Source organism: Brevundimonas sp. G8 (assembly GCF_902506205.1).
GTDB lineage: Bacteria > Pseudomonadota > Alphaproteobacteria > Caulobacterales > Caulobacteraceae > Brevundimonas.
The window spans coordinates 1,513,310-1,538,969 of sequence record NZ_LR732816.1 but is presented as its reverse complement, the minus strand read 5'-3'; the positions used below and the strand labels follow the sequence as shown (position 1 = coordinate 1,538,969).

The 25,660-nt window shown below is 67.0% G+C and carries 25 protein-coding genes and 1 tRNA gene; 16 read left to right on the top strand and 10 right to left on the bottom strand.

The genetic code is table 11. The features are described 5' to 3' along the window. Positions 1-208 precede the first annotated feature (208 nt). Positions 209-1,780 carry a DUF6538 domain-containing protein gene (locus CHRYSEO8AT_RS07470; RefSeq protein ID WP_159848521.1) on the bottom strand — a complete coding sequence of 524 codons (1,572 nt, stop codon included), beginning with the start codon at positions 1,778-1,780 and terminating at the stop codon, positions 209-211. A gap of 92 nt (positions 1,781-1,872) precedes the next feature. Then, a tRNA-Ala gene (locus CHRYSEO8AT_RS07465) sits at positions 1,873-1,948 on the bottom strand. Positions 1,949-2,110: 162 nt separating this feature from the next. Here CHRYSEO8AT_RS07465 and CHRYSEO8AT_RS07460 point away from each other — a divergent pair. From CHRYSEO8AT_RS07460 to CHRYSEO8AT_RS07435, 6 genes are all read left to right on the top strand, one after another. After that, the gene (locus CHRYSEO8AT_RS07460; protein ID WP_159848518.1) at positions 2,111-2,416 is read left to right on the top strand and encodes a YggT family protein; all 306 of its coding nucleotides are present in this window, start codon (positions 2,111-2,113) and stop codon (positions 2,414-2,416) included. A 103-nt stretch (positions 2,417-2,519) separates the two neighbouring features. Further along, positions 2,520-3,401, top strand: a complete 882-nt coding sequence (locus tag CHRYSEO8AT_RS07455; protein WP_159848515.1) for a 3-hydroxybutyryl-CoA dehydrogenase — start codon at positions 2,520-2,522, stop codon at positions 3,399-3,401. Next, a complete protein-coding gene (locus tag CHRYSEO8AT_RS07450; protein WP_159848512.1) occupies positions 3,398-3,955 on the top strand; it encodes a phthalate transporter in 558 nt (185 codons plus the stop codon). The genes CHRYSEO8AT_RS07455 and CHRYSEO8AT_RS07450 overlap by 4 nt, the downstream gene beginning before the upstream one ends. A 43-nt stretch (positions 3,956-3,998) precedes the next feature. Then, positions 3,999-5,225: a DUF418 domain-containing protein gene (locus tag CHRYSEO8AT_RS07445; RefSeq protein ID WP_159848509.1), complete on the top strand. Its 1,227-nt coding sequence runs from the start codon at positions 3,999-4,001 to the stop codon at positions 5,223-5,225. 41 nt (positions 5,226-5,266) lie between these two features. Beyond that, complete coding sequence (gene cobT, locus CHRYSEO8AT_RS07440; protein ID WP_159848506.1) at positions 5,267-7,150, top strand: cobaltochelatase subunit CobT; 1,884 nt, start codon at positions 5,267-5,269, stop codon at positions 7,148-7,150. Then, positions 7,147-8,121, top strand: a complete 975-nt coding sequence (locus CHRYSEO8AT_RS07435; protein ID WP_159848504.1) for an esterase-like activity of phytase family protein — start codon at positions 7,147-7,149, stop codon at positions 8,119-8,121. Before cobT ends, CHRYSEO8AT_RS07435 begins: the two co-directional genes overlap by 4 nt. A 3-nt stretch (positions 8,122-8,124) precedes the next feature. Here the strand turns inward: CHRYSEO8AT_RS07435 and CHRYSEO8AT_RS07430 are convergent, their stop codons facing one another. The 3 genes from CHRYSEO8AT_RS07430 to otsB are packed head-to-tail and all read right to left on the bottom strand — an operon-like array spanning position 8,125 to position 12,127. After that, positions 8,125-9,537, bottom strand: coding sequence for a trehalose-6-phosphate synthase (locus tag CHRYSEO8AT_RS07430; protein WP_159848502.1), 1,413 nt, complete (start codon positions 9,535-9,537; stop codon positions 8,125-8,127). A gap of 42 nt (positions 9,538-9,579) precedes the next feature. Continuing rightward, a complete protein-coding gene (locus CHRYSEO8AT_RS07425) occupies positions 9,580-11,364 on the bottom strand; it encodes a glycoside hydrolase family 15 protein (protein ID WP_159848500.1) in 1,785 nt (594 codons plus the stop codon). Between the two features lie 4 nt (positions 11,365-11,368). After that, entirely contained in the window at positions 11,369-12,127 is a 759-nt protein-coding gene (otsB, locus tag CHRYSEO8AT_RS07420; RefSeq protein WP_236547457.1) for a trehalose-phosphatase, read from the bottom strand. Between the two features lie 167 nt (positions 12,128-12,294). Here otsB and CHRYSEO8AT_RS07415 point away from each other — a divergent pair, with 167 nt between their 5' ends. The 9 genes from CHRYSEO8AT_RS07415 to truA are packed head-to-tail and all read left to right on the top strand — an operon-like array spanning position 12,295 to position 19,389. Further along, positions 12,295-13,287 (top strand): SIS domain-containing protein, encoded by a 993-nt coding sequence (locus tag CHRYSEO8AT_RS07415; RefSeq protein ID WP_159848498.1) that lies wholly within the window; start codon positions 12,295-12,297, stop codon positions 13,285-13,287. Between the two features lies 1 nt (position 13,288). Next, positions 13,289-14,542, top strand: coding sequence for a glycosyltransferase family 1 protein (locus CHRYSEO8AT_RS07410; RefSeq protein WP_159848496.1), 1,254 nt, complete (start codon positions 13,289-13,291; stop codon positions 14,540-14,542). 60 nt (positions 14,543-14,602) lie between these two features. Then, positions 14,603-15,772 carry a polysaccharide biosynthesis/export family protein gene (locus CHRYSEO8AT_RS07405; protein ID WP_159848494.1) on the top strand — a complete coding sequence of 390 codons (1,170 nt, stop codon included), beginning with the start codon at positions 14,603-14,605 and terminating at the stop codon, positions 15,770-15,772. A gap of 2 nt (positions 15,773-15,774) precedes the next feature. Further along, entirely contained in the window at positions 15,775-16,353 is a 579-nt protein-coding gene (locus CHRYSEO8AT_RS07400) for a hypothetical protein (protein WP_159848492.1), read from the top strand. Between the two features lie 32 nt (positions 16,354-16,385). Then, a complete protein-coding gene (locus CHRYSEO8AT_RS07395) occupies positions 16,386-16,787 on the top strand; it encodes an acyl-CoA thioesterase (RefSeq protein WP_159848490.1) in 402 nt (133 codons plus the stop codon). A 60-nt stretch (positions 16,788-16,847) separates the two neighbouring features. Continuing rightward, complete coding sequence (gene def, locus CHRYSEO8AT_RS07390) at positions 16,848-17,426, top strand: peptide deformylase (protein ID WP_159848488.1); 579 nt, start codon at positions 16,848-16,850, stop codon at positions 17,424-17,426. After that, entirely contained in the window at positions 17,426-17,704 is a 279-nt protein-coding gene (locus CHRYSEO8AT_RS07385) for a hypothetical protein (protein ID WP_236547456.1), read from the top strand. Before def ends, CHRYSEO8AT_RS07385 begins: the two co-directional genes overlap by 1 nt. A gap of 18 nt (positions 17,705-17,722) precedes the next feature. Beyond that, positions 17,723-18,646, top strand: a complete 924-nt coding sequence (gene fmt, locus CHRYSEO8AT_RS07380) for a methionyl-tRNA formyltransferase (RefSeq protein WP_159848486.1) — start codon at positions 17,723-17,725, stop codon at positions 18,644-18,646. Further along, the gene (gene truA / locus CHRYSEO8AT_RS07375; RefSeq protein WP_159848484.1) at positions 18,646-19,389 is read left to right on the top strand and encodes a tRNA pseudouridine(38-40) synthase TruA; all 744 of its coding nucleotides are present in this window, start codon (positions 18,646-18,648) and stop codon (positions 19,387-19,389) included. The genes fmt and truA overlap by 1 nt, the downstream gene beginning before the upstream one ends. An 18-nt stretch (positions 19,390-19,407) precedes the next feature. Here the strand turns inward: truA and CHRYSEO8AT_RS07370 are convergent, their stop codons facing one another. The 4 genes from CHRYSEO8AT_RS07370 to CHRYSEO8AT_RS07355 all read right to left on the bottom strand — a co-directional run bounded on the left by CHRYSEO8AT_RS07370 (position 19,408) and on the right by CHRYSEO8AT_RS07355 (position 23,305). After that, positions 19,408-20,451 (bottom strand): aspartate-semialdehyde dehydrogenase, encoded by a 1,044-nt coding sequence (locus CHRYSEO8AT_RS07370; RefSeq protein ID WP_159848482.1) that lies wholly within the window; start codon positions 20,449-20,451, stop codon positions 19,408-19,410. Between the two features lie 394 nt (positions 20,452-20,845). Next, entirely contained in the window at positions 20,846-22,063 is a 1,218-nt protein-coding gene (gene fabB / locus CHRYSEO8AT_RS07365; protein ID WP_159848468.1) for a beta-ketoacyl-ACP synthase I, read from the bottom strand. Between the two features lie 66 nt (positions 22,064-22,129). Beyond that, on the bottom strand, positions 22,130-22,663 hold the full coding sequence (gene fabA, locus CHRYSEO8AT_RS07360) for a 3-hydroxyacyl-[acyl-carrier-protein] dehydratase FabA (protein WP_159848465.1): 534 nt from the start codon (positions 22,661-22,663) through the stop codon (positions 22,130-22,132). A gap of 69 nt (positions 22,664-22,732) precedes the next feature. Continuing rightward, positions 22,733-23,305 (bottom strand): SH3 domain-containing protein, encoded by a 573-nt coding sequence (locus tag CHRYSEO8AT_RS07355; RefSeq protein WP_236547455.1) that lies wholly within the window; start codon positions 23,303-23,305, stop codon positions 22,733-22,735. Between the two features lie 68 nt (positions 23,306-23,373). Between CHRYSEO8AT_RS07355 and CHRYSEO8AT_RS07350 the strand changes: the two genes are divergently transcribed. Next, a complete protein-coding gene (locus tag CHRYSEO8AT_RS07350) occupies positions 23,374-24,360 on the top strand; it encodes a D-glycerate dehydrogenase (RefSeq protein WP_159848462.1) in 987 nt (328 codons plus the stop codon). Here the strand turns inward: CHRYSEO8AT_RS07350 and CHRYSEO8AT_RS07345 are convergent. After that, complete coding sequence (locus CHRYSEO8AT_RS07345; protein ID WP_159848459.1) at positions 24,357-25,565, bottom strand: DUF6880 family protein; 1,209 nt, start codon at positions 25,563-25,565, stop codon at positions 24,357-24,359. The genes CHRYSEO8AT_RS07350 and CHRYSEO8AT_RS07345 overlap by 4 nt on opposite strands. Positions 25,566-25,660 lie beyond the last annotated feature (95 nt).

Below are 25,660 nucleotides of genomic sequence, written 5' to 3'. Positions count from 1 at the left end.
TATGCAGTTTCGCATATCTATTTCCCGGGATTAACTCAGGGGGAAAGGCGGTAGCCCACGCGCAACTCATCCAATCTATGGTCAGGGAGGCAGGGTCGAGCCGTCCAAATAGGCGACCAGGAAGATGGGGATCGACGTGAAAAGAAGGGCTCCCGCAGACACCCCTAATCTGTATTGAGCTCTGACGTCCCGAACGCTGCGAACCAATCTACCCAAGTGACGAAGCCGGTGGCGCAATGGTGGCGAGGCGAGGAACCCGGTAAGCCCGTATCCCAGACACCAAATCCGCATAGCCGAACCCGACGCCATATGTGTCTCCGACATCAATAGGCGCATGCCCCATCAACTGCCGCTGAACCCGCTCCTCAAGCTTGCTACCCCGGCAGTAATCCTTGAACGTGTGTCTGAGGGAATGAAAAACCTTCCGGCTGTCGTTCAGACCGATTGATCTTCGGTAAGTACTGAACCATTCGCCCCACTTCGCTCCGTGTCGATCCTCGCCGTTGGGTTTCAAGTCTGGGAACAGCAGCGCATTCGGGTCGCTGTTGGATTGAGCGTACTTCAAAAACCCAAGATTGATCAGGGTGGGATGGAGCGGGATCAGCCTGATAGCTCCGGCGTTCTTCACATGGTTGTTTCCATCCGGGCCGGTGTTGATGTCGATGCACCACGCGAGGCCGTCAGTCTCTTCGTCCACCTCATAGGGTTCCTCTCTGATGTCGCCCCGCCTAAGCTGAGCCAGTTCCTCCAACCGCGCCCCGCTGAACAAGGCTAGAAGTGGCAGCCAGTAAGCAGCTTCACCTCTGCCGCGTATCGGGCGCGAGCCAGCCGAGTGAATGGGGCCGGAGAAGAGAATGTTGAGGTCGTCCGCTGACCACGGAAGTCGAGCCTTTCCGGGGCGCTTATCGGCGGGTGGTCTGATGTTGGCCGCTGGGTTGGTGTCGATAATGCCTTCCTCACAGGCATAGCCAAACAGCGTCCGCAGTCTGCTTAGCTTCGTCCGTATGTTCGCGGCGGTCTGCCCCTCCTCAATCAGGCGTGTTCGGAAAGTTCGAACGTCATCGGCAGTAGCCAGCCGAACGTTGGAGACGCCCGTTCGATCGACAAACCATTGAGCGACTGCTTTGTGCGCCGCGACCGTCCGGACCTGAGGGCTCCGATCCCTCTCCCACCCCGCTATGAGGTCGTCAAAGGACGCGCCTATGCCTGCTGTCCTTCGCGCTGGCGGCAGTCTCGCAGGCACAGGGCTTTGAACCGGCTCAGGCCGTTTCGCCAATGCGCTCTTGGCTTTCTCCACGTCAAAACGCGCGTCACTGATGAGGTCTTTGAGCGCCTGTTCTTCAGGGGTGAGAAGATGGTTGGGCACTGAGAGCAGGGCAAGCAATCGCTGACGCGGCAGTTCGCGTCTTTCGTATTCGCCTTCCTCCTCCAGACACATACGGAGAGAGAACTGAGCCTCCTCAATCTGGCACTCTATCTCTTCAGCGGAGGGCTCGTCGCGATTGGCGTTGCGGGCCAGGAGCGGTCTGATCTCGGCCAACTTGCGTTTGATATGCGCATCCGGATCGACGGCTAGAGTAGCGCGGCGCGCTTCAAACTCCTCATCAAGCTCCACCCATAGCCGAGCATGGCTGCGTTTCGCTTCCGCAAAGTCGTTCGTCCCTAGCGCCCGAACAATCTCCTTTCGACCGTCGTACACGACGATCAAATCCATCGGCACGCGACGCCGAAGGCTGTAAGCGCCGCCCCGTCGGATCAGTCCTGTAGGCATGTCAGTCATTGCTCCATGTGTAGCAGACACAGGGCGCTTCGGCATATCTAAGTGGCTGATTTCGCTACATTCACAAGCCGATCAATGACTTATGTACCGCCTGGTGGAGCCGAGGGGAGTCGAACCCCTGACCTCGTCATTGCGAACGACGCGCTCTACCAACTGAGCTACGGCCCCGTTTCCAGCGTGGGATCGGGTTTACAGGCGAGGCGGACATAGAAGGCGGGCAGGCGTGGTGTCAACGGGCTTGTGCGCGCAATCGGCGCAGGTCGGAGACAGCCGTTGTCGGACGGGGTGCGAACACGCTAGAAGCGCCGATCCAAGCAGGAGTTACGGTTCATGGGCTACGCGATCGTCTGGTTGATCAACGCCATTATCAGTCTGATGATCTGGTTCATCATCGCCCAGGCCATATTGAGCTGGCTGGTGGCGTTCGACGTCGTCAACTATCGCAACCGCTTCGTCTATTCGGTCGGGACCTTCTTGGATCGGGTCACTGCGCCCCTGCTGGAGCCGTTCCGCCGCATCATTCCGAACCTGGGCGGCATCGACATCTCGCCCATCGTGGTCATCCTGCTGCTTCAGTTCATCAGCGTGCTGTTCAACCGCACGGCGGCGCCGGCTCTGGTTCAGTTGCTGGGCTGAGGCGACACGGCGGGCGGAAATCTGACATCGGGGCGCCGATCCGCTCTTGCGCCGCGCCCCGACCTTCCTAAGGTGCCCGCCCGACCACTTTCGACCACGGTTCATGACCACGATCACCACAGTCGCCATTCTGGGCGCCGGACAGATGGGCGCAGGCATCGCCCAGGCGGTGGCGCTCGGGGGCTATTCGGTCCGGCTCTATGACGTCGTCGCCGACCGCCTGCCGCTGGCGCAGGGCGAGATCGCGGCCAGCCTGTCGCGCCATGTGGCGCGCGGCCTGATCGATCAGGCCGCCGCCGACGCGGCCCTTGCCCGCATCGCCGTCAGCGACGTGATGGCCGACGCCGTCGCCGGCGCCGACCTGGTCATCGAGGCCGCGCTGGAGGACGAGGCGGTCAAGAAGGCCATCTATGCGCAGGTCCTGCCGCATCTGGGGCCGCAGACCCTGCTGGCGTCCAACACATCCTCGATTTCGATCACCCGCCTGGCGTCCTCGACCGACCGGCCGGATCGGTTCGTGGGCCTGCACTTCATGAAGCCGGCGCCGATCATGAAACTGGTCGAGATCGTGCGCGGCATCGCCACCTCGGCCGAGACCCATTCCGCCGCCGTCGCCTTCGCCGAGAGCCTGGGCAAGACGACCACGGACGCCGAGGACTTCCCCGCCTTCATCGTCAACCGCATCCTGGTGCCGATGATGAACGAGGCGATCTTCACCTTGTACGAGGGGGTAGGCGACGTCGCCTCTATCGACAAGGCGCTGCGCCTGGGCGCCAACCATCCGATGGGCCCGCTGGAGCTGGCGGACTTCATGGGTCTGGACGTCGTCCTGGCCATCATGAACGTGCTGTACGATGGCCTCGCCGACAGCAAATATCGCCCCTGCCCGCTGCTGGTGAAATATGTCGAGGCCGGCTGGCTGGGCCGCAAGAGCGGACGCGGCTTCTACGACTATTCCGGCGACACGCCGGCGCCGACACGATGAGCCGGTTCGAGAGCTATTCCGACCTGCCGGGTCAGGCGACCATCGCCGCACGTCCGGCGCCGCTGTATCCGGTGCTGGCCTGTCTGGCGGGCGCCGCCTGGCCGCCGCTGTGGCTGACCTTGCTGTTCTGGCGACCCCACGCCTTCATGCCGGGACGCGACATGGACTGGCGGCTGGTGGTGATGCTGATCGGCCTGATCGCCGCGCCGCTGGCCCTGTATCGTATCCTGAACGAGCGCAAGCGCGACGGCCGCCCCGGCACGCGACTAGGCGTGGTCTGGCGCTTCATGATGTATGGCGGCCTGGCGGCGGCCCTGGTCCAGATCGTCGTCGCCCTGGGCATGAGCGTCATGGGGTGGATCGAGGCCGGCGACTTCATGCAGGCCCTGGGCGCCACCGAGACGACGCTGCTGATCTATGGCGTCGGCGGCCTGCCCATAGCGATGATCGTGGGCGTCAGCTACGCCCTGTGGGCAGGTTTGTGCGCCGCCTTCATCGCCTTCGAGGCCCGGCCCGCAGTCAAGGACCGACTGGGGCTGATGCCGAAAGGCTGACATCGGCGTCACGGGCCAGTTCAGGGGATTGGGGGATCCGCGCATGACCATCGACCCGCCCGTCCTGTCGCCCGTCGAGCCGACATCGCGTATCGCCAGCCTGGACGTGATGCGGGGCCTGGCGGTGCTGGGCATCCTCGCGGTCAACGTCGTGTCGTTCGCCCTGCCCTTCATGGTCTATGACGACGCGAGCCTGAGCCCGTTTGCAGTGACGGGCGCCAACGCCGTGGCGCGCTGGACCGTGGACGTCTTCTTCCACCAGAAGTTCATCACCCTGTTCTCCATGCTGTTTGGCGCCTCGGTCTTTCTGGTCGGGGGCGAGCGGGGCGATCCGGCGCGGGGGCGGCTGCTGCGGCGACGCCTGTTCTGGCTCGCGGTCATCGCCCTGATCCACGGCCTGGCCTTCTGGTACGGCGACGTCCTGCTGCTCTACGCCTGGTCGGCTTTGTTCGTGATGCTGATGCGGTCGATGCGGGCAAAGACGCTGATCGGCGTCGGCCTGGGCGTGACCCTGGCGCTGGGTGCGATGCAGGCCATCGCTACCTGGATGATGGTCGCCGGCCCGCCCGCGGTCACCGAGGCCATGGGCCAGGGCGAGCCGCAATACACCGCCGCCATGGTCGCCGAGGCCATCGCCGCCTATCGCAGCGGCTGGGCCGGGGCAATGGGCCAGAACCTTCAGAGCTGGATGTTCCTGCAAGGGGCCAGCCTGACCATGTTCGTCTTCTCAACCGTGGCCCTGATGATGCTGGGCATGGGGCTGTTCAAGTCGGGGTTCTTCAGCGGCCGGGCGCCGACATGGGTCTATGCGGCGCTGATCGCCGTGGGCGGGGCGGTGCTGGCCCTGCTGGGCGTGCTGGAATGGACCGAGGCCATGGCGGTGCCCAACACAGACCCGACGCGCGGCCTGGCGGGGGCGGTCGCCTCCTTCCCGATCTTCGTCACCCTGGCCTATGTCAGCCTGATCGTGCTGGCGACGACGCGAGGTCTGGCGTGGATCACGGCGGCGCTGCGGCCCGTGGGCCAGATGGCCTTCACCAACTATCTGACCCAGACCCTGATCATGACGACGATCTTCTACATGCCGTGGGGCCCGCGCCTGTTCGGACAGGTGGACTATGTGCAGATGTGGGGCCTGGTCCTGGGCGTCTGGGCGCTGCAACTGGTCTGGTCGCCGCTGTGGTTGTCACGGTTCAGCATGGGGCCGCTGGAGTGGGTTTGGCGCTGTCTGACCTACGGCCGTCGGGTGCCGATTCGAAAAGGCGGCTGACGGCGCTTTTATCGCAGGCGCGAAGGGATTAACTGAGGGCCATGGCCGCCCCGGATACTCCCGCCGAATCCTTCAAACGCGCGCTGGGTCATGCCGCGCGGGCCCTGGCCGAACAGCCCGAGCTGGAGGTCCTGTTCGGGTCCGACGGTCCCAAGCTGTCGAACGGCGTCCTGACCCTGCCCCATCCGCCGCGCGATCCGTCGGGTCCCGAGAGCGCCTCCCTGCGCGGCCAGGCCGACCGGCTGGCGCTGCGGCTGGCCAATCACGACGGGGCGGTGAACGCCAAGATGCGGCCCGTCGACACCAAGGCAGCCGAGGTGTTCGACGCGGTCGAGCAGGCGCGGGTCGAGGCGTTCGGCTCGGAACATCTGGCCGGGGTGCGCGACAACCTGGGCGCCGCCCTGATCACCCGCCTGGAAAAGACCGGCGCCCTGCGCATCAACGAGCCGGAACGAGTGCCGATGTCCGAGGCCGTGGCGCTTCTGGTGCGCGAGCGGCTGACCGGGCGTCCTGCGCCCGACGGCGCCAAGGCCATGCTGGATCTGGTCCGCGCCAATATCGAGGCCAAGGCGGGCGCCAAGCTGGACGCCCTGGCGGGCACGGCGGGCGACCAGGAAGGCTTTGCGCTGAAGATGCGCGAGGTGCTGCGCGCTCTGGATCTGGACCCCGGCGACGGGCGCGGCGAGGATTCATCCGAAGATCCCGGCGACGAGGAACCTGATCCCCAGGATCCGGCCGCCGACGACGATCAGGACGAGGAAGACGAAGAGGACGGCGGCGAGGGCTCCCAGTCGATGGAGGGCGACGCCGACGATCAGTCCTCGGAAGAAGAACGCGAGAGCCGCCCCGAGGGTGCGCCCGCCGATCCCGACGGCGAAGGCTCCGACGAAGGCCCCGAACTGCAGGAAGGCCAGCAGCCCAACCGCCAGCAGACGGCCGACGACGGCCGCGCGGTCGATTTCTACCGCGTCTTCACCACCGCCTTCGACGAGGTGGTGGACGCCGCCGACCTGTGCGATCCGGTCGAGCTGGACCGGCTGCGCGCCCTGCTGGACGGACAGCTCGCCATCCTGTCCAGCGTCGTCTCGCGCCTGGCCAACAAGCTGCAACGCCGTCTGCTGGCCCAGCAGAACCGCTCCTGGGTCTTCGATCTGGAAGAGGGGATGCTGGACACCGCGCGGCTGACGCGGATCGTCACCGACCCCACCGCCCCCCTGTCGTTCAAGGCCGAGAGCGAGAGCCCGTTCCGCGATACGGTCGTCACCCTGTTGCTGGACAACTCAGGCTCCATGCGCGGGCGACCGATCATGGTGGCGGCGGTCTGCGCCGACATCCTGGCGCGCACCCTGGAACGGTGCGGCGTCAAGGTCGAGATCCTGGGCTTCACCACCCGCGCCTGGAAGGGCGGCCAGAGCCGCGAGGCCTGGATCACCGCCGGCAAGCCCGCCAGCCCCGGCCGTCTGAACGACCTGCGCCACATCATCTACAAGGCCGCCGACGCGCCTTGGCGCCGGGCCAAGAAGAACCTCGGCCTGATGATGCGCGAAGGCCTGCTGAAGGAAAACATCGACGGCGAGGCCCTGCAATGGGCGCACAATCGCCTGCTGGCTCGCACCGAGCAGCGGCGTATCCTGATGGTCATCTCCGACGGCTCGCCGGTGGACGACTCGACCCAGTCGGCCAACGCGGCCCTGTATCTGGACAAGCACCTGCGCCAGGTCATCGCCGAGATTGAGGACCGCTCGCCCGTCGAACTGCTGGCCATCGGCATCGGCCACGACGTGACCCGCTGGTATCGCAAGGCCCTGACCATCGTGGACGTGGAACAGCTGGCGGGCGCCATGACCGAGAAGCTGGCCGAACTGTTCGAGAACGAAGGCGCGGCAGGTCCTACGCGACGGACGCGAAAGAAGCTGGCGGCATGAGCCGTTTCGGCCGCCTGGCCTCCATCTGGATCGCGCTGTCGCTGACGGCCTGCGCCGCCTCGCTCGGCGCGCCCCAGCCTTATCCGCTGTCGTCAGACGGCTGGACGCCGGCGGTCGCGGAACTAAGAAGCGTCAGCCTGGGCCTGCCCGGCGGGGCGCAGTTGGCGGACGGCGTGAGTTTCGCCGGGGGCCTGCAACTCATCGCCGCCCCGACCTCGCCCCTGCACAGTCTGTCGGACCTGAAGCTGACCGGTGATGGCGGCTTCGTCACCGTGTCGGATGCGGGCGATCTGGTGCGCGGCGACATCCGCCTGGACGCCAGCGGGCGGCTGATCGGCCTGGATCATTTCCGTTCGCGCCGCCTGACGCTGGAAGACGGCAGCGCGATTGCCGACAAGCAGGACGGAGACGCCGAAGGCCTGGTTCTCACGCCCTCCGGCGATCTGCTGGTCAGTTTCGAACGGCGCCACCGGATCTGGAACTATGGCCCGCTGTCGGCTCTCAAGACCCGGCCGACGCCGATGCAGGCGCCCGACTTCGCCTTCACCGAAAACGACGGGATGGAGGGGCTGGCCGTCGCGCCCAACGGCTGGCGCGTGTCGGGCGAGGCGGGCGGCGTCTGGGACTGTTCAGCGGCCCGTTGCACCGTCGTGATGGCTCCGCCCGAGACGCCCATTCCCGACAGCGAATATCGCATCACCGGCCTGGATCGTGATCCGTCCGGCGACGGATGGTTCGTGGTTCAGCGCCTGTATCGCGCGCCCATCGACATGCGCGCTCGTGTGCGTCGCATGGCCCCGGACGGGACCCTGGGGCCGATCCTGATCGAGCTGAAACTGCCCGGCACTACCGACAATTTCGAAGGCATCGCCGCCGAGACGCGTCGTGGCAAGACGCGCCTCTACATCCTGTCCGACGACAACTTCAATCCGGCCCAGCGCACCCTGATGCTGGCCTTCGACCTGAGCTGAGCTTCAGGCCGCCCCAGCCCACTGGGTCGATTGGGCCGTCGTGTCGTCGGCGCGCAGCGCGCGCACGAAGTCGTCGCGCCAGATGCCCACGTCGGTGGCGCGCACCACCTCCATCAGGGATTCCCATTTCCGAATACGCTCGGCCAGGGGCATGGTCAGCGCCTTCTGTATGGCGTCCGACAGCTCTTCACGGCTGTAGGGATTGACCAGCAGGGCCTCGCCCATCTGTTCAGCGGCGCCGGCGAACCGCGACAGGATCAGCACGCCCGGATCTTCAGGGTTCTGGGCGCAGACATATTCCTTGGCCACCAGGTTCATGCCGTCGCGCAGCGGCGTGACCAAGCCCACCCGCGCCGCGCGATAGATGCCGGCCAGCTGATCCCGGCGATAGGTGCGGTTCAGATAGCGGATCGGCTGCCAGTCCATGTCGCCGAAGGCGCCGTTGATCCGCCCCGCCAGGGCGTCCAGCCGCGCGCGAATATCCTGATAGCTGTCCACATCGTCGCGCGAGATCGGCGTGACCTGCAACAGGAAGACTTCACCCCGCATCGAGGCGTTGTCCTGCAGGAACTGCTCATAGCCGAGCAGCCGCTCCTCCAGCCCCTTGGAATAGTCCAGCCGGTCCACGCCGACCATCATCGACCGGAAGGCCGACGACGCCGCCATTCGGTCATAGGTCCGCGCGCCCAGCGTCGAGTTCCGCGCCGCCAGGAAACCGTCCACGTCTATGCCGATGGGGAAGACGCCGGTCTGGACCTTGCGTCCGAAACACTCCAGCCCGCCGGTCCCGTCCAGTTCGCCCTGAGCCTCGGAGACCACATAGTCGGTGAACAGGTCGCTCCATTCCTGGGTATGGAAACCGATCAGGTCGAAGTCGAACATGGATTCCACCAGCCGCCGGTGATGCGGCAGGGTCACCAGCAACTGACGCGCGGGCCAGGGCGTGTGCAGGAAGAAGCCGATCCGGTTTCTGATCCCCAGACGGCGCAGGTCCCGCGCCATCGGGATCATGTGATAGTCGTGGATCCAGATCATGTCGTCCGGCTGGATCAGCGGGGCCAGCACCTCGGCGAAGCGGCGGTTCACCCGCTCGTAGCCCTCGCCGTACGACCGCTCGTACTGCGCCAGGTCGATGCGATGGTGGAACAGCGGCCACAGCGTCTTGTTGGCGTAGCCGTTGTAGTATTCATCGACGTCCTGGGCTTCCAGATCGACCAGGCCGACGGTGACGCCGGCCCGGTCCTCGATCTTCACCTCGCCGGTATAGTGTTCGATCGTTTCGCCGGACCAGCCGAACCACAGGCCGTCGTATTTTCGCAAGGCGGCGGACAGGGCCATGGCCAGGCCGCCGGCGGACCCGGCGGCGGGGTCCGTCGGGGCGGAGACCCGGTTGGAAACGACGATAAGGCGGCTCATGACTTCACTTCGAACGGCGACCCCAGCCCCGGGGTCCAAATACTAACGCACATCGGTCCACGAACGGCTCAACAGCACGGCGCAATTGATGATCCCGACAAGCGAATAGGTCTGCGGATAGTTGCCCCACAGTTCGCCGTCGTCGATCGAGATGTCCTCGCTCAACAGGCCAGCGGCCGTCCGACGGCTCAGCATCTCCTCGAAGATGGTGCGCGCCTCCTCGATCCGGCCGTTCTGGTGCAGGGCCTCGATGAACCAGAAGGTGCAGAAGTTGAAGGCCGTCTCCGGCTCGCCGAAATCGTCCGGCTCGACATAGCGGAACAGGAACGGCCCCTTCTTCAGATCGCGTTCGATGGCGTCGAAGGTGGCGACCTGACGCGGATCGTGCGCCTCCAGGAAGCCCAGATCGGTCATCTGCAGCAGGGAGGCGTCCAGCTCGCGCCCGCCGAAGCTGGCGGCGAACCGCCCCTCGTCGGGCAGATAGGCCTCGGCCTCGATCCTTGCCCGGATGATCCCCGCCCGCTCGCGCCAGAACTCGCCCCGATCCGGCAGGCCCAGATGGTCGGCCGCCTTGGCCAGACGGTCGCAGGCCGCCCAGCACATGACGGAGGAGTAGGTGTGGACCCGCGCAATGGTGCGGAACTCCCACAGGCCGGCGTCGGTCTGGTCGTGCATGGCGAAAGCCCGCTCGCCGATGGTCTCCAGCGCATGGAAATCTTCGAGCGTGCCAGGACGCAGCAGGCGCGCGTCGTAGAAGGCCTGCACCAGCGGCAGGACGATCTGTCCGTACACGTCATGTTGCAGATGCTCGTGCGCCTGATTGCCGATCCGCACCGGCTTCATGCCGCGATAACCCTCGACGGAATCGACGATGCTTTCGCCGATGCCGGGCTCCAGACCCACGCCATAGACCGGCTGGACGTGGCCGCCGGCGGAATCGTCGACCAGGTTCCTCAGATAGACGAGGTAGTTCTCCAGGATGTCCACCGCACCCAGCCTATTCAGCGCCCGCACCGTGTAATAGGCGTCGCGGATCCAGCAGTAGCGATAGTCCCAGTTTCGCCCGCTCTCCTTGAACTCGGGCACCGAGGTCGTCATGGCGGCGACGATGGCGCCGGTCTCTTCATAGGCGCACAGCTTCAGCGTGATCGCCGCGCGGATCACCGCCTCCTGATAGTCCAGCGGCAGATAGAGTTTGCGCACCCAGTCCTGCCAATAGGCCACCGTGCGATCCAGCGCGCCCTGCACGCCGTGACCCACGTCCTGATCGTAGCCTTCGTCCGGCCCCAGGAAGAAGGCGTGCGGCCGTTCCAGCCGGAACACCCGTTCCTCCAGCACATGCGATACCGGACAATCGGTCGTCAGGCGGAAGGTCACGTCGGCGCACATATAGCGGATGTGGTTCGAGCCGGAGGTATAGGGCGCCGGCCGCGCGCCCCAGTCTGTCGAGGGCCTCAACCGCACGCGAATGCGCGGCGTGCCCGACAGCGGCCGCACCATCCTCGCGAAAGCCAGCGGGCGATAGGTGCGGGCATGTTTGGGATGGCGCGGTGCGAAGTCGATGATCTCGGCGCTTGACCCGTCCTCGGCCGTCATCACCGTGCGCAGCACCGGCGTGTTGCGGACATAGGCCTGTTCAATCGACGTCATCCCCTCCATCTCGATGGCCCAGAAGCCATGCTCGGGCGTCTCGCCGTCCATCAGGGCGGAGAATACCGGGTCGCCGTCCACGCGCGGCGCGCAGGCCCAGACGAAGCGGCCCTGACGGTCGATCAGGGCGCTGACGCCGCAGTTGCCGATGGGAAAGAGGTCCAGATTGGGCTTCATCGGTTCAGGCCTTCGCTACGGCTTCAAGCCAGGTCAGTACGGCGTCGACATCGTCCAGGCGGTATCGCGCCGCCGTCTCGCGCTCGGGGCCGACCAGCACGCCGTAGCCGCCCAGGGCCGCCGCCGCCTCGAACCCGTATTCGTCGGTCAGATCGTCGCCCAGCATTACGGGGACCGCGCCCTTGAACGGCGCCTCCTGCATGAAGGCGGTGACGGCCGTGCCCTTGTCGGCGCCGGGCGTCTTTAGCTCCAGCACCATATGGCCCGGCTGCGAGGTCAGACCCGTCTCGGCCTGAAGCGCGGCGGCCAGATCCTGGGCGGCGCCCGCCTGATCCGGGGCCTGGCGATAATGCAGGCCGACCGAGACGCCCTTGTCTTCCACGATCACGCCCGGCCGGTCGGCGGCGAATTCCTCGAACGCCTCTAGCGCCTGGGCGACCCCCGCATCGGCCGTCTTGCGCTCGATCGACCCGTCCTTCAGCCGCCGCTCCAGCCCATGCACGCCTGAGCCGGACATCAGGGCGTGGTCGGAGATGCGGTCGATCTCGGCGATGGTGCGGCCGCTGACGATAGCGACCCGGCCCGACAGCCGCGCCTCGACCGCCTTCAGCGCCGCCGTACGGCGCACCGTCGGCACGACCGCATCCGGCGTCGGCGCCATCGGCGCCAACACGCCGTCCATGTCCAGAAACAGGGCGATCCCGTCGGCGACGACGGGCGGTGATGGGAGCAATAGCGCGGCGGCTCCGGCGTGAGACGGCATTGACGATCAGTTCTCTTGTTGGCTTCCCCGTCACCGTAACGCGCCAATGCGGCAAAGGTTGACCCGAAACCGACAAAGTCGTCTGAAAGGACGCGTTGCGTACGATCTTCGATTACGGCAGATCGCGCGTCTCGAAGAAGGAGAGCCCGGTTGCGGGCCGTCAAAGCATGACCGAGATCATCCACTCCACGCCCGAAGACATCGCCGTCATGACTGATCGCGCCCGCGAGGTCGTCCGGTTGAACATCGAGGCGCTGGAAGCCTTGGAGCGTTCGATCGACGTCTCGATGGCCCGCGCGGTCGATGTGATCATGAGCCGACCGGGCTATGTGGTCGTCACCGGCATGGGCAAGTCGGGCCATATCGGCAACAAGATCGCCGCGACCCTGGCTTCGACCGGCACAAACGCCTTCTTCGTCCACCCCGCCGAAATGAGCCATGGCGACCTGGGCATGCTGCGCCCCGACGTGACTCTGCTGGCGCTATCCAACTCGGGTGAGAGTCGCGAACTGCGCGATCCGCTGATCTATTGCCAGCGCAACAATATTCCCGTCATCGCCATCACCCAGCGCCCCGCCAGCTTCCTGGGCCGCAACGCCGCCGTCTGCCTGACCATGCCCAGCGTCGCAGAGGCCTGTCCCAACGGCCTGGCCCCCACGACCTCGACCCTGATGGCGCTGGCCCTGGGCGATGCGCTGGCCATGGTGCTGATGGATCGCCGCGAGTTCACCGCAATCGACTTCGGCCTGCACCATCCCGGCGGCGCCCTGGGCATGAGCTTACAGAGCGTGCGCGAATGGATGGGCGACAACGCCGCCGTCCCGGCCAGCGTCCCGCTGAACGCCGACTTCCGCGAAGTCGTCTCGGCCATCACCGAGGGCCGAAAGGGCGCCGTGGCCGTGCTGACCGACGACGGAGCCCTGGCGGGCATCGTCACCGACGGCGACCTGCGCCGCGCCTTCCAGCGCGACACCACGAACCTGACGGCCGCCGACATCATGGGCGCCAACCCGATCACCGTCGAGCCGGACGCCCGCATGAGCGACGTGGTCGATCTGCTGACCGCCAACAAGATCGCTAATCTGTTCGTGGTCGAGGACGGACGCCCCACCGCCATCGTCCATATCGCCGAACTGATGCAGGCCGGTTACGTCGCCTGAAATGCGTATCTTCTACGACGCCAGCCGGCTGATGAGCCGGGCCGACCGCTCCGCCCCGACCGGCGTGGATCGGGTCTGTCTGGCCTATGCCGAATGGTTGCTGGCCTCGCCGAACGTGACGACCATTCCTGTGCGCGGTCGCAAGAACCGGCTCGTTGCCGTCGAGATCGGCTGGTTCCGACGTTTCGTCACCGACCTGCGGGCCAAGTGGAACGGGGCCGCCAGCGCGCCCACCGACCTGGCGCACGAGCAGCGCCTGTTGGCGGCCCTGACCTCAGATACGCGACCCGCTGAATCGGTGCTGGGCGCGCCTCCCGCTCTCGTTCAAGAGAAGCCCGCCGACAAGGCCCGTGTTTTCAAGCAGTTCTTTCGCTCCCGCCACGCCACGCCCTTGCCACAGGCCGACCTCTATCTGAACGTGGGCCACACCACATTGCATGACCCGACGGCGCTTCAGGAGCTCGAAGCGGCAGGGATCAAGCGAGTCGTCCTGATCCACGACCTGATCCCCGTGACCCATCCCGAGTTCTGCCGCCCTGGCGACGGAGAGAAACACCACGCCCGCGTCGCCAACACCCTGCATCACGCCAGCCGGATCATCGTCAACTCGGCCTATACGGGCGAGGAACTGCGCGCCTTCGCGGGGCGGGAGGGCCTGCCCCAGCCGCCAATCCACGTCGCCCATCTGGGGCTGGAGCCGGCCTTCGTCGCTGGCGACGCCGTCGCGGCGCCCCGCCCCTATTTCGTCCACGTCGGCACCATCGAGGCGCGCAAGAACCTGGCCCTGCTGCTGACCCTGTGGCGGCGGCTGGAGGAGCGACTGGGCGACAAGACGCCGTCCCTGGTGCTGGTCGGTCGCTACGGCTGGGAGAACGAGGCGGTGCTGGACCACTTGCAACGCTCGCCCAATCTCCAGGGCGTGGTGCATCAGGCCTCCAACCTGTCCGACGCCGTTCTGGCGCGTCTGATGCGCGGCGCGCGTGCTGTGCTGGCCCCCTCGTCCGTCGAAGGGTTCGACCTGCCGGCGGTCGAGGCCTGCGCCATGGGCCTGTCCCTGATCGCCTCCGACATCGCGCCGCATCGCGAACTGACGCCGAACGCCGAACTGATCGACCCGCTGGATGGCCTGGGCTGGCTGGCCGCCATCGAGCGGGCCACGCAGACGGCCCCGCCCCCGCCGCCGGCCTATGTCGCGCCCGACTGGCCGGGGCATTTCCGCATCGTCGCCGACGCCATCGGTCTTGAAGACGCCTAGCCTCTGGCGAGCGCGCCCAAAGGCTTGTAATCAATCCGCGAACAAGGGCTATCCAGCTTCATGACGCGCACCATTCTGCCGCTTGCCATCGTCGCCATCCTGGGCGGCTGCTCCACTCTGCCGCGCGACGGACCGTCGGGCGCCTCAGTCAACGCCGGGGCCACCACCGCCTCCGCGCTGGGCAGCTATGCCCTGGTGCCGCTGACCTATGAGGTCACCGAGCGGATGAAACAGGTGCCACCCCAATTCTTCGGCACCCTGGCCGCCGGATCCAGCGACCAGCCTGCCGACGTGATCGGCGAGGGCGACACCCTGGCGATCTCGATCTTTGATCCTTCCGGTTCGCTGTTCGGCGGAACCTTGGGCTCCGGTTCGTCGTCCAGCCGCACGAACACGACCCTGTCCGGCGGCAACCAGGCCTTGCCGGGCGCCGTCGTCGATCGCTCCGGCTCGGTCGCCATTCCGTTCGGCGGACAGGTTCGCGTCCAGGGCCTGACCTCGACCCAGGCGGCCTCGGCGATCCGACGCTCTCTGGTCGGCAAGGTCGCCAATCCGCAGGTGCTGGTGTCCATCGCCGGCAACGCCTCCAACACCGTCAATGTCCTGGGCGACGTGCGCCAGCCGGGCCGTGCGCCCCTGGGCGTCAACAGCGACCGCATCCTGGACGTCATCGCGGCGGCCGGCGGTTCGGCCCGCACCACCGACGATCTGACCATCTCGATCCAGCGCGAGGGCCGGACCTACACCGCCCCCTTGTCGGCTGTGACGACCGAGTTCGGCGAGAACGTCCGCCTGCAACGCGGTGACGTGGTCAATGTCCAGTACAAGCCCCGCCGCTTCTCGACCTTCGGCGGCCTGAACGCCGTGGCCCAGGTCGACATGCCGGCCGGCCCCATGACCCTGACCGGCGCCATGTCCAAGGTCGGCGGCCTGAACACCAACACCGCCAACGCCCGACGCGTGCTGATCTTCCGCTTCGAACGGCCCGAAGTGGCCCAGGCCCTGGGCATCAGCCAGCCCGCCACGCCGCGCGGCGTGCCGGTCGTCTATGAGTTGGACTTCAGCGACGCCGCCAACGTCTTCGCCGCCACCAACATGCAGGTCATGCCGGAAGATGTGATCTATGTGCCGCTGGCCGGCGCCGCCGAGATGCGCAAATTCTTCGAGGTCGTTCAGAGCCTGACCCGCGTCGTCTATGACGTGTCGGTGACCAGCACTCTGAACAACTGATCATGGCCAGACGGCGGGCGCTGCTTTCGGGTCTGTTTTCACGCAGGTCCGCGGCCGCGCCTGCCGACGACCACGCCGATCCTTTCGAACGTCCCGGCGACCTCGAACCCACAGAGCCTGATGCCCTCAGTCTGGCGCTGGACGAGATCGAGGCCGGGGCCCTCGACATCTACGCCGCCGCCGGTCTGCCGACGCAGCCCGGTCACTACCGTCGCCAACCCAACAGCGTGGAGTGGACCTTTCTGTCCGCTGACCTTGGGCCGTCCGAGCGGTTCGCCCTGACGCTGGAACACCCGCCGGAACAGGGCTGGCGGTTCGCTCGGCTGCAGGATCTGGGCGCGAGATCAGACCGCGAAGACCTTCACGCCGCGTCGCGCCTCATGACGGATGTCGCAACGCTGAGAGCGTCTCGACGTGAGGTCATGACCCAGGATCATCTTTTGACCGCGATGGAGCTGGGCGCGGCGTGGCGGGCCCTGCGTGACGCCCAGGCCGTGCGGACATCCCGCCTGACGCTGTCCGTGCCGCAGCCGACGCGGGTCAAGACGCTCAAAGGCGACAAGCCCGCCAAGCCGCGCTAGAGAGCCCGCCTCCCCGAACAGCAGGTTCCATCATGTCCGACGCCCCCGAACAACCGCCAGAGTACCAGCCCGTCGGCCGCATCATCGCCATGCCGGCGGACACCAACCCCGAAGGCGACATCTTCGGCGGCTGGCTGCTGGCCCAGATGGATGTGGCGGGCGCAACCCCGGCGTTCGAACTGGCCTGCGGACGCTGCGCCACCGTGGCGCTGGACGGCATGGTCTTCCATCAGCCCGTTTCGGTCGGCGACGAGGTCAGCATCTACGCCCATGTCATCGGCTCGGGCCGCACCTCCATTCGCGTCCACGTCGAGGCCTGGAAGCGGGCACGGGGCCAGCCCCAGGCTGCGTCCGTCCGCGTGACCCAAGGCGTTTTCACCTATGTCGCCATCGACGAGCACCGCAAACCCCGCGCGCTTCCTGGCAAGGAATAGGGCGGCGACGAATAGGCGAAAATCTTGACCTTGGGCCGGGGCGGGCTTACGTCCCCGGCCATGGCCATCCGACGTATCCTCACCATCGACCTCCCCGCCGACCTGGCGATCCTGAAGCAGGTGTCCACACCCGTGGCGGCGGTGGATGACGCCGTCCGCGCCCTGATGGATGACATGCTGGAGACCATGTACGACGCACCCGGCATCGGCCTGGCCGCCGTTCAGATCGGCGCCTTGGACCGGGTCATCGTCATGGACCTGGGCGATCGCGACGGCACGATCCCCGAGACCGAGGAAGAGGACACCCCCGAGGCGTTCGAAGCGCGCAAGAACCCGCGCTTCTTCGCCAACCCGGAAATCCTGTGGACCTCGGACGAGCTCTACACCTACGAAGAAGGCTGCCTGTCGATCCCCGAGTATTTCGACAAGGTGGAACGCCCCGCCCGCGTCCGCATTCGCTATCTGAACCGTGACGGTCAGTCGGTGGAGGAAGAGGCAGAGGGCCTCTACGCCGTCTGCATCCAGCACGAGATGGACCACCTTAACGGCGTGCTCTTCATCGACCACCTGTCGCGTCTCAAGCGGGATCGCGCCGTGACCAAGGTCAAGAAGGCCGCCCGCGACAGGATCGCCGCCTGATGACCAAGATCGTCCGCCCCGAACGTATCGAACGCGCTGCGCGCCGCATCGCGCCGTCCATTCCGCGCGGCCGATCGCTGATCATCGATTCCTCGGGCCGCCGTCGTCTGACCCGCAGCCAGAAGATCGGCGTCGCCGGCGTCGCGACTTTGGCCGGCGTGGCCCTGCTGGGCGTGGTGGCGGGCCTGCTGCTGGACAAGCTGCTCGACTTCGACGACGCCCTGGACGCTGGCGGCGAGTGGGACGAAGGCGGCGGCGTCTTCACCCGCTGGCAGTAAACCTCTAAAGGCGTGCCCATGCGCCTTGCCTTCATGGGAACTCCCGACTTCGCCGTGCCGTCCCTGGCCGAGCTGATCGCCTCGGGTCACGAGATCGTCGCCGTCTATTCGCAGCCGCCACGCCCCAAAGGCCGGGGCCAGAAGCTGACGCCGTCGCCGGTCCATGCCTTCGCCGAGACCATGGGCCTGCCCGTCTTCACGCCCGAGAGCATGAAGGCGCCCGACGCCATCGCCGCCTTCCAGAGCCTGGACCTCGACGCCGCCTGCGTCGTCGCCTACGGCCAGATCCTCAAGGCCGAGGTGCTGGATGCGCCCCGCCTGGGCTGTTTCAACCTTCATGGGTCGCTGCTGCCCCGCTGGCGCGGGGCTGCGCCGATCCAGCGCGCCATCATGGCCGGCGACGCCCAGACCGGCGTCCAGATCATGCAGATGGGCGTCGGCCTGGACGAAGGCCCCATCCTGCTGACCGAGCTGATGGACATCCGCGCCGACGACACGGCCGCCACCATGTCCGAGCGCATGTCCCATGTCGGCGCCGGCCTGTGGCCGCGTGCGCTGGCGGCCATCGAGCGCGGCAGCGTCACCCCGTCGGAACAGGTCGGCGAGCCGACTTACGCCAAGAAGATCACCCCGGCCGAAGCCCGCATCGACTGGACCCGCCCGGCCGCCGAGGTGGACGTCCACATCCGCGGCCTATCGCCCTTCCCCGGCGCCTGGTTCGAAGCGCCGTCAGAGACGGGGCCTGTGCGGGTGAAGGCCCTGCTGTCGGCCCTGACGGACGGATCGGGCGCGCCGGGCGAGACCCTGGACGACGCCCTGACCGTGGCCTGCGGCGACGGGGCCGTGCGTCTGATCCGGGTTCAGCGCGAGGGCAAGGCGGCGCAATCGGCCGACGAGATGCTGCGCGGATTCGCCCTGCCGGCCGGGACCGTGCTCGGCTGATGCCGCGCTACAAGCTGACGATCGAATACGACGGCACGGCCTACAACGGCTTCCAGGCCCAGAACGGCCAACCGACGGTGCAGGGCGCACTGGAGGCGGCCATACACGCCTTCTCGGGCGAGCGGATCCGCATCGCCGCCGCCGGCCGCACCGACACTGGCGTCCATGCGACCGCCCAGGTCATCCATGCTGATCTGGAACGCGACTGGCCCGTTGATACGGTGCTGAACGCCATGAACGCCCATCTGGTCAAACAGGATGTCTGCGTCCTGTCGGCGGACTATGCGCCCGATCCCGATTGGCACGCCCGGTTCTCGGCGACCGGCCGAGGTTATCTGTACCGCATCCTGAACCGCCGCCCCCAGCCGGTGCTGGAGCGCGACCGCGTCTGGCACGTCAAGAAGCCCCTGGACGCCGAGGCCATGCACCACGCGGCCCAGGTTCTGGTCGGGCATCACGACTTCACCACCTTCCGCGACGTGGGCTGCCAGTCCAAGTCGCCGGTCCGCACCCTGGACGTGGCCCGCGTCTCCCGCTTCGGCGAGGAGGTGCATCTGGTGTTTCAGGCGCGCAGCTTTCTGCATCGCCAGGTCCGGTCGATGGCCGGAACCCTGGTCGAGGTGGGTCTGGGCCGCTGGACCGCCCACGACGTCAAGGCGGCGCTGGAGGCGAAGGACCGCGCCCGGTGCGGCCCCGTCGCCCCCTCGGCGGGGCTCTATCTCAGCGGCGTGCGCTACGACTGAACCCCGCCTGCTGTCCGGTCAGCCGCGCTGCTGGACCAGAACCTCGGCGATTTGGACCGCGTTCAGGGCCGCGCCCTTCCTCAGATTGTCGTTGGACACGAAAAGGGCCAGGCCGTGCTCGACCGTCGGATCGGGACGCACGCGACCCACGAAGACCGGATCCTTGCCCGTGGCGTCAAGCGGGTTCGGCACGGCCGTCACCACCACACCCGGCGCCTGGCCCAGCAGCTCCAGCGCCTGGGCCGCCGACAGTGGACGCTCGAACTCGACATTGATCGACAGGGAGTGGCCGGTGAAGACCGGCACACGCACGCAGGTGCCGGACACAGGCAGGCCGGGAATCTCCAGGATCTTGCGGCTCTCGTCGCGCAGCTTCAGTTCCTCGTCCGTATAGCCGTCCTCGTCCAGCGTATAGTTCAGGGCCACCACGTTCGCGGCGATCGGCACGACCCACTTCTCGGGCGCACCGAAGTCCACGGCCGATCCGTCGCGGGCCAGGGCCGCGCCCTGCCCCACGGTCGCACGCGACTGGTCCTCCAGCACCCGAATGCCCTCGACCCCGCCGCCCGACACGGCTTGATAGGTCGATACGGTCAGACGCTTCAGCCCCGCCGCGTCATGCAGCGGCTTCAGCACCGGCATGGCGGCCATGGTGGTGCAGTTGGGGTTGGCGATGATCCCCTTGGGCAGGTTGGCCAGGGCGTGGGGGTTCACCTCGGCGACCACCAAAGGCACCTCCGGGTCGCTGCGCCAGGCCGAGGAGTTGTCGATCACCACTGCGCCCGCCGCCGCCACCTTGGGCGCCAGGGCCTTGGACGTGTCGCCGCCGGCCGAGAAGAAGACGATGTCCAGACCGGTGTAGTCGGCGCTCGCCGCGTCCTCGACCACGATGTCGGTCTCGCCGAAGCGGACGGTCTTGCCGGCCGACCGGGCCGAGGCGAACAGGCGCAGCGAGGCTAGCGGGAATTTCCGCTCGGCTAACAGCCCTCGCATCATCTCGCCGACAAGGCCGGTGGCGCCGACGATGCCGATATGGGGCGGATTGGATGGGGAAAAGGACATGAAAGGCGTCTCCTGAAAGGATGGAGGCGCGGGGTTCAGCCGGATCGACCGCCCCGCGCATCGGCGGGGCTTGGGATCGGGGTTCGGCGCTTCAGACCTCGCGCACACCCGAAACCGCCCCGCCGAAGCCGGTGGTTTTCGAGGTCATCGCTTTGGTCAGGGGCTGGGTCACGGCGACGCTCTTAAGGGCGAGAATCGGTCGTGTAAACAGCCAAGTTGGGCATGATCGGGCGCGGGCGTCCCCATTGACAGTCCCGCGCGCAAAAACGTCGTCATTCTCGCCCTTGTGGCGAGGATCCGGACTCCCGGTCCATCCACGGGGTGCGTCATCGTCGAACACCGGGAGTCTGGATCCCAGGGACAGGCCCTGGGATGACGGTTCATCGGTAGAGGGTCAGACCTTCGACAGGATCAGCGTGCCGTTGGTGCCGCCGAAGCCGAAGCTGTTGGACATGACGTGGGTCAGTTCGCCCTCATGACGCTGACGCAGGATGGGCATGCCCTCGAACGCCGGATCGAGGGTCTCGATATGGGCGCTCTCGGCCGCAAAGCCGTTCTGCATCATCAACAGGCAGTAGATGGCTTCCTGCGCGCCCGCCGCGCCGAGCGAGTGGCCCGTCAGCGACTTGGTCGAGGAGATCATCGGCATCTGGTCGCCGAAGATGGCGCGCACGGCCTCCATCTCCTTGGAATCGCCGACCGGGGTCGAGGTGCCGTGCGGGTTCAGGTAATCGATCCGGGGATTGCCGGCCTGTTCCAACGCGATCTTCATGCAGCGCTGGGCGCCCTCGCCAGAAGGAGCGACCATGTCGTGACCATCGGCGTTGGCGCCGTATCCGGTGACCTCGGCATAGATGGTCGCGCCGCGCGCCTTGGCCCGCTCGTATTCTTCCAGCACCACGATGCCCGCGCCGCCGGCGATGACGAAGCCGTCGCGGTTGACGTCATAGGCGCGCGAGGCGACCGACGGGTTGTCGTTGAAGTCGGAAGACATGGCGCCCATGGCGTCGAACATGTTCGACATGGACCAGTCGATGTCCTCGCAGCCGCCGGCGAAGACCACGTCCTGCTTGCCCCACTGGATCTGTTCGACCCCGGCGCCGATGCAGTGAGCCGACGTCGCGCAGGCCGAGCTGATCGAATAGTTGACGCCGCGCATCTGGAACCAGGTCGACAGCACCGCCGAGGGGCCGGACGCCATGGCCTTCGGCACCGCGAACGGGCCGATTCGCTTGGGCGAACCGCGCTCGACCGTCGTGGCCGCCGCCTGCAGGATGACCTGGGTCGAGGGGCCGCCCTCGCCGACGATCAGGCCGATCCGGTCGTCCTTGATTTCGTCCGCGCTCATGCCCGACGATTTCAGCGCCTCTTCGAAGGCGATGTGCGCCCACGCCGTGCCGTTGGCCAGGAAGCGGGCCGCGCGACGGTCCACCAGTTCTTCCCACGGGCCGATCTTGGGCGGCGCCCAGACCTGGCTGCGGAAGCCGTATTTGGCGTGATCGGGGGCATGGACGACGCCCGAACGGGCTTCGCGCAGAGACTGGGTGACCTCTTCGGCGCCGTGGCCGATGGAGGAGACGATGCCCAGGCCGGTGACGACGACACGACGCATGGTGTTTCCTTCTCGAATGCTTCTTGGCCCGAAGACCGTCCGCCTTGTTCGCGGTTATATAGGGGCTTAAGCGCCCGCCGCCTCATCCTTGGCGCCGAACAGGCCGACCCGCATGTCATTGCAGGTGTAGATGACCTGGCCGTCGGCCTCCAGCACGCCGTCGGCGATGCCCATGACCAGCTTGCGGTTGATGACGCGTTTCAGGTTGATCTTGTAGACCACCTTCTTGATGTCCGGCGTCACCTGGCCGGTGAACTTGACTTCGCCGACGCCCAGGGCGCGGCCCTTGCCGGGCCCGCCGATCCAGCCCAGGTAGAAACCGACCAGTTGCCACATGGCGTCCAGGCCCAGGCAGCCCGGCATGACCGGGTCGCCGATGAAGTGGCACTGGAAAAACCAGAGCTCGGGATTGATGTCGAGTTCCGCCTCGACATAGCCCTTGCCGTGCTCGCCGCCGTCAGAGTTGATCGTCGTGATCCTGTCGAACATCAGCATCGGCGGGGCGGGCAGCTGAGCATTGCCGGGACCGAACAGCTCGCCGCGGCCCGAGGCCAGCAGGGCCTCATGATCGAAGGACGAAGGATATTGGGACTGGGTCAAGGCGCTTCCGTTTCTTAAGGCGTTGCGCGCGGGTTACACGACCGCGCCGCTTCGCTCAACAGCGCGGCTTCAGTTGCGGCCCGTGCCCGCCGGCCGATTGGCGTTGCACAGCGCCCGTTCCTGGGTTCCGAACACCGCCCGCTGCGCCACCCAGCCTTCCAGCCGTCGCGCGCGGACCTTGCACCAGCCCTCTTCACATTCGTCCAGCGACACCAGGGCGCGGGGCGACAGGCGCGCCCGCACCGAGGCCGTTTCGGATCGGCCCGACCGGATCGGCACTTCCTGAGCGGTCGTGTTGAAGACATAGCGGCGGCCCGACGACACGGTGCGGTGGATCCAGGCGACGGCGCCGTCCGGGTCGCAGATCTTGCGCCATTCCGTCGTCTCGGCGATCACCTGCACCGGCAGGCCGGCGGCGCGATATTCCCACAGAATCGGATAGTCCAGCCCCGGCCCTTGGCGGGCGCGCACATGCGAGGACTTCAGCGAAATCCAGCGCGGCACCTCCAGCCCCGTCGGCGTGGGCCGCCCGTCGGGCATGGTCGCGCCCGCGCTGGCCATCACGCCCAGGCCCAGAACGGCGAGAACGATGGCGATGCGGCGTCGCAGGCTTTGGAAGATGGCGGCGGCTTTGCTAGACACTGAATGGAACGACCCGTCGCGCGGGCTTTCGATCCGTCTGAATCGCCGCCCGCAAACCAAGGCCCGCAATGTCCGCCCGCAAGCTTAAGGTCGTATTAACCAGACGCCTGCCCGACGCGGTGGAAACGCGGATGCGCGAGCTGTTCGACGCCGAACTTAACCTCAAGGACCAGCCAATGGACCGCGCCGCGCTCCAGGCCGCCGTCCAGCGCGCCGAGGTCCTGGTTCCCACCATCACCGACGTCATCGACGCCGAACTGATCAATGGCGCGGGCGAACAGTTGAAGATGATCGCCAACTTCGGCGCCGGCGTGGACCATATCGACATCGACGCGGCCGTGGCGCGCGGGATCATCGTCACCAACACCCCCGGCGTCCTGACCGAGGACACCGCCGACCTGGCCATGAGCCTGATCCTGGCCGTCAGCCGCCGCATCGTCGAGGGCGCCCAGGTTGTCGCAGAGGGCCGGTTCGAGGGCTGGACCCCGACCTGGATGTGCGGGCGAAAACTATGGGGCAAGCGGCTGGGCGTCGTCGGCATGGGCCGGATCGGCCAGGCCCTGGCCCGCCGCGCCAAGGCCTTCGGGCTTCAGGTCCACTACCATAACCGAAAGCCCGTCCCCGCCCTGATCGAAGAAGAGCTGGGCGCCACCTATTGGGACGACCTGGACCAGATGCTGGCGCGGATGGACATCGTCTCGCTGAACTGTCCAGCGACCAAGGACACTCATCATTTGCTGTCGGCCGAACGTCTGGCCCGGCTTCAGCCCCACGCCATCCTGATCAACACCGCGCGCGGCGAACTGATCGACGAGGCGGCCTTGGCCCAGGCCGTCGCCATGCGCGCCCTGTCCGGCGTCGGCCTGGACGTGTTCGAGAACGAGCCGGACATCCATCCCGGCCTGCTGGGCCAGCCCAACGTCGTCCTGCTGCCCCACCTAGGCTCCGCCACCCTGGAAGCGCGCCAGGACATGGGCGACCGCGTCATCGCCAACATCATGACCTACCAGAACGGCCACCGCCCGCCGGACCGTGTCATTCCAGCGATGCTTTAAGCCGACGCCAGCAACCGCTCGGCCGCGTCCGGATATTTCTGCGCCAGCCGCGCCGCCCAGTCCGCCTTCGAGGGCAGAGCCGTGCGAACCTCGCGGATGCGGCGCTCGACCAGGGCGGCCGCCTCGCGGTGCGCGGGCCAGTCCATCAGGAAGCCCAAAGCCGTCTCGAAATCCGCATGGGTCGCGGCGTGGGCCAGGGCGCGGTCCAGCGCCTCGACATCGTCGAAGTCCGGCAGGCGCGCCAGATAGGCCCTCAGCACCGGCGCCGACAGGTCGCGTTCGAACATGGCCCAGCGCAGGTCCTGCGCCTCGTCCTTGCGGCCCTCGGCGTCCAGCAGGTCGATCGAGGTCGCCTCCCAGGCCGGCGTCAGGGTCGGCGGGCCGGCTTGCGGCGAACGCCCGAACGTCCAGCGCCGATTGCCCGCCGAGGGCGCCAGCGCCGCCTCCAGCGCCTGTCGCGCCTCTGGGATGCGGTCCGCGACCAGAAGCCGCTTGGCCATCACCGCCGCGAAATCCGGCGAGCCCCGCTCCTCCGGCGTCGTCAGCGACAGCCACAGATCCAGATCGCCCGCCCGGTCGGCCAGCCGTCGCATCACGGTCCGCATCCCGCGCACGCTCAATGTCTTGTCCAGAGGGTCCAGCAGCCGCCTGGCCAGGTCCGCCGTCAGTTCATCGCCGCCCGCCCCGATCCAGCGGGCGTATTCCAGCGGCTGGCGCTCCACCGCCTGGGCCAGAGGCGCGACGGCCTTGTCATCCGCCTGAACAGCAGCCTCGGCGATCCGCCACAGATCGGGCGCCGCCGTCTCGAACGCGGCCGCCAACTCCCCCTTCTGATCCTTGACCCGCGTCGCCAGGCCGCGAAACAGATCGAACCAGGCGATCAGCCGCTCCAGCGCCGCTCCCGGCGCCGCCACGGCCAGATCATCGACAATGCCCCCGCGCAGGATGTCCAGATCCCTCAGCAGGTCCGGCCGTTTCCGCCACGACACTCGCGCCCGGCTGGAGGCGATGGTCGCCAGCCGCTTGTCCAGTTCGAGCGCCAGCAGGTCCGGTCCGGCCTCCGCCGCCAGCACCAGCCTGAGCCTGCGCTTCAGGAGGGCGTCCGCGTCGGCCGCCTGCATCAGCAGTTCGCCCAGGCGATCCGCTCCCAACCCGCTCAGATTGGCGGCGTTTAGGCGTTTGGGCGAGGCGGGACGTCGGGCCATCGGGCCTCCTTTTTCACAAGTCTGTCGGACCGGACTCACACGGCTGTCGAAAACCACGGGCAGGGGAGGAACCGCCGCGAGCGAGCTTCGTTTCC